The sequence below is a fragment of the Variovorax sp. P1_H12_2 genome, assembly GCF_056405335.1.
Map to the genome: position 1 here is coordinate 1 of NZ_JBFUCI010000496.1, position 4,263 is coordinate 4,263.

The window sequence follows — 4,263 nt, forward strand, 5'->3', positions numbered from 1 at the left end:
TGATCAGGCCGTGCGTGCCGTAGATCTGGCCCTTGTAGCCGCGTTCGGCGAGCGCAAGATAGGGCAGCGCGCCCGGCGTGCCGGAGTTGCCGGCGAACACGGCATCCGGCCGCGCCGAGATGATCTTGAGCACCTGGCCCGCCACGGACGAGTCGCTGCGCGCATAGCGCTCGTTGGCGACCACCTTGATGCCGGCGGCTTCGGCGCTCTTCATGAGCGAGTCGTAGGCCAGGTCGCCCAGCGCGTCCGAGAAGCCGATGAAGGCCACCGTCTTGACGCCCGACTTCTTCATGCGCTCGACCACCGCCGCGACCATCATCGGAAAGGGCTGCGACACGGTCACGGTCCAGGCGCCTTCGGGGCCCGGGATGGTGACCGGCGTCGGCGAGATCAGCGGCGTGTTGAGCTCGCGCGCCACGGCCGCGATCGCCATCGCACCGGGCACGCCCGAAGTGCCGATCAGCACGTCGACCTTGTCCTCGACCACCAGCTTGCGGGCATTGCGCCCGGCGGTGGTCGGGTCGGAGGCGTCGTCGAGCACGATCAGCTCGACCTTGTGGCCGGCCAGCGTCGGATGCTCGGCGATGGCGGCGCGGATGCCCTTCTCGTAGGGAATGCCCAGCGCCGACACGGGGCCCGAGAGCGAGCTGATGAAGCCGACCTTGAGGTCGGCGGCCATGGCCTGCGCTGCGGCAAAAGCCACGGCGCCGACGGCGAGGGTTCGAATGGATGTGCGCATGATCAATGAGTTCCGAAAGGCGATGCGATCAAAGTCCCGCACCAGATGCAAGGGACATTTCAGGAATACCGCGGAACCGGCTCCGCCGGGCCGCTGGTATTGCCCCCGGTAGGGGGTGGGCGGCTACACGAAGTGAGCCAACCTGGGGGCGAGCTATGGCACCAGCTTCCATTGACCCTTCTCGAGCTTGACGATCACGCGCGAGCGCTCGTCCGAGCCATAGCGGTCGTCGGGCTTGAAGTTGTAGACGCTGTGCGTGCCGGTCAGCTCCTTGGTGCTCACGATCGCGTCGCGCAGCGCCACGCGGTAGGCCGGCGTGCCGGGTTCGCCCTTGGCGCGCGCGGCGGCGTCGAGGAACAGCAGCCAGGCGTCGAAGGTGTAGGCCGAGAAGGCATCGGTCGGCGGCGCGCCGTTGGCCTTCTGGTAGGCCGCGCGGAAGTCCATCGAGACCTTGCGGATCGGGTTCGAATCGGGCAGCTGCTCGGCCACGATCACCGGGCCGGTCGGCGCCAGCAGGCCTTCGACCGACGCGCCGCCCACGCGCACGAAGTCGGGATTGATCAGCGCGTGCATGCCGTAGATCTGGCCCTTGTAGCCGCGCTCGGCCAGCGCCAGGTAGGGCAAGGCGCCGGGCGTGCCCGAGGTGCCGGTGATCACCGCGTCGGGCTTCAGCGCCACGATCTTCAGCACCTGGCCGGTGACCGAAGTGTCGGCGCGCGCATAGCGCTCGTTCGACACCACCTGGATGCCGGCCGGCTCGGCGCTCTTCTTGAGCGCGTCGTAGACCAGGTCGCCCCAGGCGTCGGAGAAGCCGATGTAGCCGACCGTCTTCACGCCCGACTTCTTCATGCGCTCGACCACTGCGCTGACCATCAGCGGCGCCGGCTGCGGCAAGGTGACCATCCAGGCGCCGTCGTCGCCCGGCAGGTTGGCGTTGGCGATCGAGATCAGCGGTGTCTTGGTCTCGCGCGCGACCGCGGCGATGGCCAGCGCGCCGGGCGAACCCGCGGTGCCGATGATCACGTCGACCTTGTCCTCGTCGATCATCTTGCGCGCGTTGCGTGCGGCGGTCGACGGGTCCGAGGCATCGTCGAGCTGCACCAGCTGGATCTTGCGGCCGTTGAGCTCCGACTTGTAGGCCAGCGCGGCCTTCATGCCCTTCTCGTACGGGATGCCCAGCGAGGACACCGGCCCCGACAGCGAGGTGATGAAGCCCACCTTGAGATCGGCCGCCAGCGCGCTGGCGGCGGTCAGGGCGCTGAAGCCGGCCACAAGGCCCGCCAGTGCGCAGATTCGGGTCAAGACTTTCATGCAAACCTCCTGAGGTTGGAGCCAAACGAAGAAGAACCGAGGGCGTCGAACAAAAACATGATTTGTGAAATGTTTAAGTGTCAATAATGCTAGTGAAGCTGTGGCGCGCTGACAAGGGTGGGAACGATGAGTGGCGGGTGCTTGGCGTCAAAGGGCCAGGCTGCCGACGCTGGTGCCACCGCACACGTACAGCACCTGCCCCGTGACGAAACTGTTCGCGGGGTCGGCAAAGAAACGCACGGCCCGTGCCACGTCGGCCGATTCGCCGAGCCGCCTGACCGGCACCGAGGCCGCGAGCGCACGCTCCTTGTCGCTGCCGGCCTCGACGACGTCGTAGAACATGTCGGTGCGGATCGGGCCCGGCGCGACCACGTTCACCGTGATGCCCTCGGGCGCGAGTTCGAGCGCCCAGGTGCGCGCCATGCCCAGCATGCCGGCCTTGGTGGCCGAATAGCTGGTGCGCGAGGCGAGACCCAGCGCCGCGCGCGACGACAGCAGCACCACGCGACCGAAGCGCTGCGCGCGCATCGCCGGCAGCGCCGCCTGCACCAGCTGGATCGCGCAGCCCAGGTGCAGGTCGACCAGCGCATCGAGGTCGTCGAGCTTGACGTCGGCGATCAGCGCCGGCCGGATCACGCCGGCGTTGTGCACCACGGTGGTCACCTCGAAGCGCCGCACCAGTTCGGCCGCGGCCTGCGCGGTGGCCGCGCGATCGGCGAGATCGACCTCGATGCTGTGCAGCTTCGGATGCTCGACGTCGCTGCGACGGCGCGCGAGCGAGACGACTTCGTAGCCTTGCGCGAGCAAGTCCTCGCAAATAGCCTTGCCGATCCCGGCGCTGCCGCCGGTGACGGCCGCGACCCGGGCCGTCATGCCGAGGCTCCAACCAGCGCCAGCACGCGCAGCGGGCTGCCGCTGCCTTTCTCGATCTTGAGCGGCGGGCAGATCAGCACCGCGCCCGCGGGCGGCAGCAGGTCGAGGTTGCTGAGGCACTGCAGGCCGTAGCGCCCGGCCCCGTGCATGTAGTAGTGGCACGGATACGGCGGCCGCAGGTGGTAGCCCTGGCCGGCATCGGTGCCGATGGCCTCGGAGCCGAAGCCGATCACGTCGCGCTCTTCGACCAGGAAGCGCACCGCCTCGGTGCTTGGGCCMGGCGTGTGCTGGCCGGTCTCGTCGAAGTTCTGGTAGGCCTCGGGGTCCTGGCGCTTCGACCAGTCGGTGCGCATCAGCGCCCAGGCGCCCTTCGGGATGCGGCCATGGCGGCTCTCGTAGCGTTCGATGTCCGCGATGCTCAGCAGGTAGTCGTCGTCGGCCTTGACCTGTTCGGAGCAGTCGATCACGCAGGCCGGCGCGACGAAGTGCTGCACCGGAATCGTGTCGACCGAATTGTTCGGCAGGTCGCGGCCCGAGATCCAGTGGATCGGCGCGTCGAAGTGGGTGCCCGTGTGCTCGCCGCAGGAGAAGTTGTTCCAGTACCAGCCCGGCCCGCGCTCGTCGTACTTCGACACCTCCTCGATCCGGAAGGGCCAGCACTGGCCCATCTCGGGCGGCAGCGCGATCTGCGGGAACTCGGGCGTCAGGGTCTGCGTGAGGTCGACCACGCGGATGCGGCCGCTGGCCATCGCGCTCACCAGGCCGCCGAGGATCTCGGCGGCGGACATCAGTTCGGTTGTCGTCGTCATCGTGTTGCTCCTGCTTTCAGCCGCCCGCCGCGAGTTCGCGTTCAAGGATCTTCGGGTTGTCGCGCCAGCGCTCCAGCCATTCCTGTGCCACGTCGCCCGGGTACACGTCCTCGATGCCGTCACGCAGCGCCTTCACGATGGCGTTCGCCAGCGCACCGGCGCCGAGCTTGGGCGGCGGCGTGTGCTGGTTCCATTCGTCGTCGATCGGACCCGGGAACACATTGATCACGCGAATGCCGGCCGGCCGCATCTCGGCGCGCAGGCATTGCGCGAGCGAATGTGCCGCCGCCTTCGAGGCGCTGAAGGTGCCGTGCGGCGGAAAGTTGCTGAGCGCGTAGACCGACAGCAGGTTGACCCAGGCGGTGGCGCCGGTCACGCCGTCGGCCGAGCGCCCCTTGAGCGCCGGACCGAACTCCTGGGCGAGCCGCAGCAGCCCGAAATAGTTGATGTCCATCTCGGCCTTCGCGACATCGGTGCCGCGCCGCGCGCCGATGCCGAAGCTGCGATGCACCTCGGCGTTGTTGATCTCGA

Annotated in this window: 5 protein-coding genes; all 5 read right to left on the minus strand. The window is 68.4% G+C overall.

Features of this window, described 5'->3' with window-relative positions; all coding sequences use genetic code 11:
- Positions 1–739: ABC transporter substrate-binding protein (locus tag AC1D2K_RS30915; RefSeq protein WP_478093780.1), on the minus strand; the 739-nt coding region annotated here is incomplete at its 3' end.
- Between the two features lie 153 nt (positions 740–892).
- Positions 893–2,050, minus strand: a complete 1,158-nt coding sequence (locus AC1D2K_RS30920; protein ID WP_478093782.1) for an ABC transporter substrate-binding protein — start codon at positions 2,048–2,050, stop codon at positions 893–895.
- A 147-nt stretch (positions 2,051–2,197) separates the two neighbouring features.
- A complete protein-coding gene (locus tag AC1D2K_RS30925) occupies positions 2,198–2,923 on the minus strand; it encodes an SDR family oxidoreductase (RefSeq protein WP_478093783.1) in 726 nt (241 codons plus the stop codon).
- Entirely contained in the window at positions 2,920–3,732 is an 813-nt protein-coding gene (locus tag AC1D2K_RS30930; protein ID WP_478093785.1) for a cyclase family protein, read from the minus strand. The genes AC1D2K_RS30925 and AC1D2K_RS30930 overlap by 4 nt, the downstream gene beginning before the upstream one ends.
- 16 nt (positions 3,733–3,748) lie before the next feature.
- The coding region (locus AC1D2K_RS30935; RefSeq protein WP_478093787.1) for an SDR family NAD(P)-dependent oxidoreductase at positions 3,749–4,263 on the minus strand (515 nt) is incomplete at its 5' end.

Excerpts from the sequence above, each read along its gene's own strand:
- AC1D2K_RS30920 (WP_478093782.1), bottom strand. The coding sequence starts at position 2,050 with ATGAAAGTCTTGACCCGAATCTGCGCACTGGCGGGCCTTGTGGCCGGC.
- AC1D2K_RS30925 (WP_478093783.1), bottom strand. The coding sequence starts at position 2,923 with ATGACGGCCCGGGTCGCGGCCGTCACCGGCGGCAGCGCCGGGATCGGC.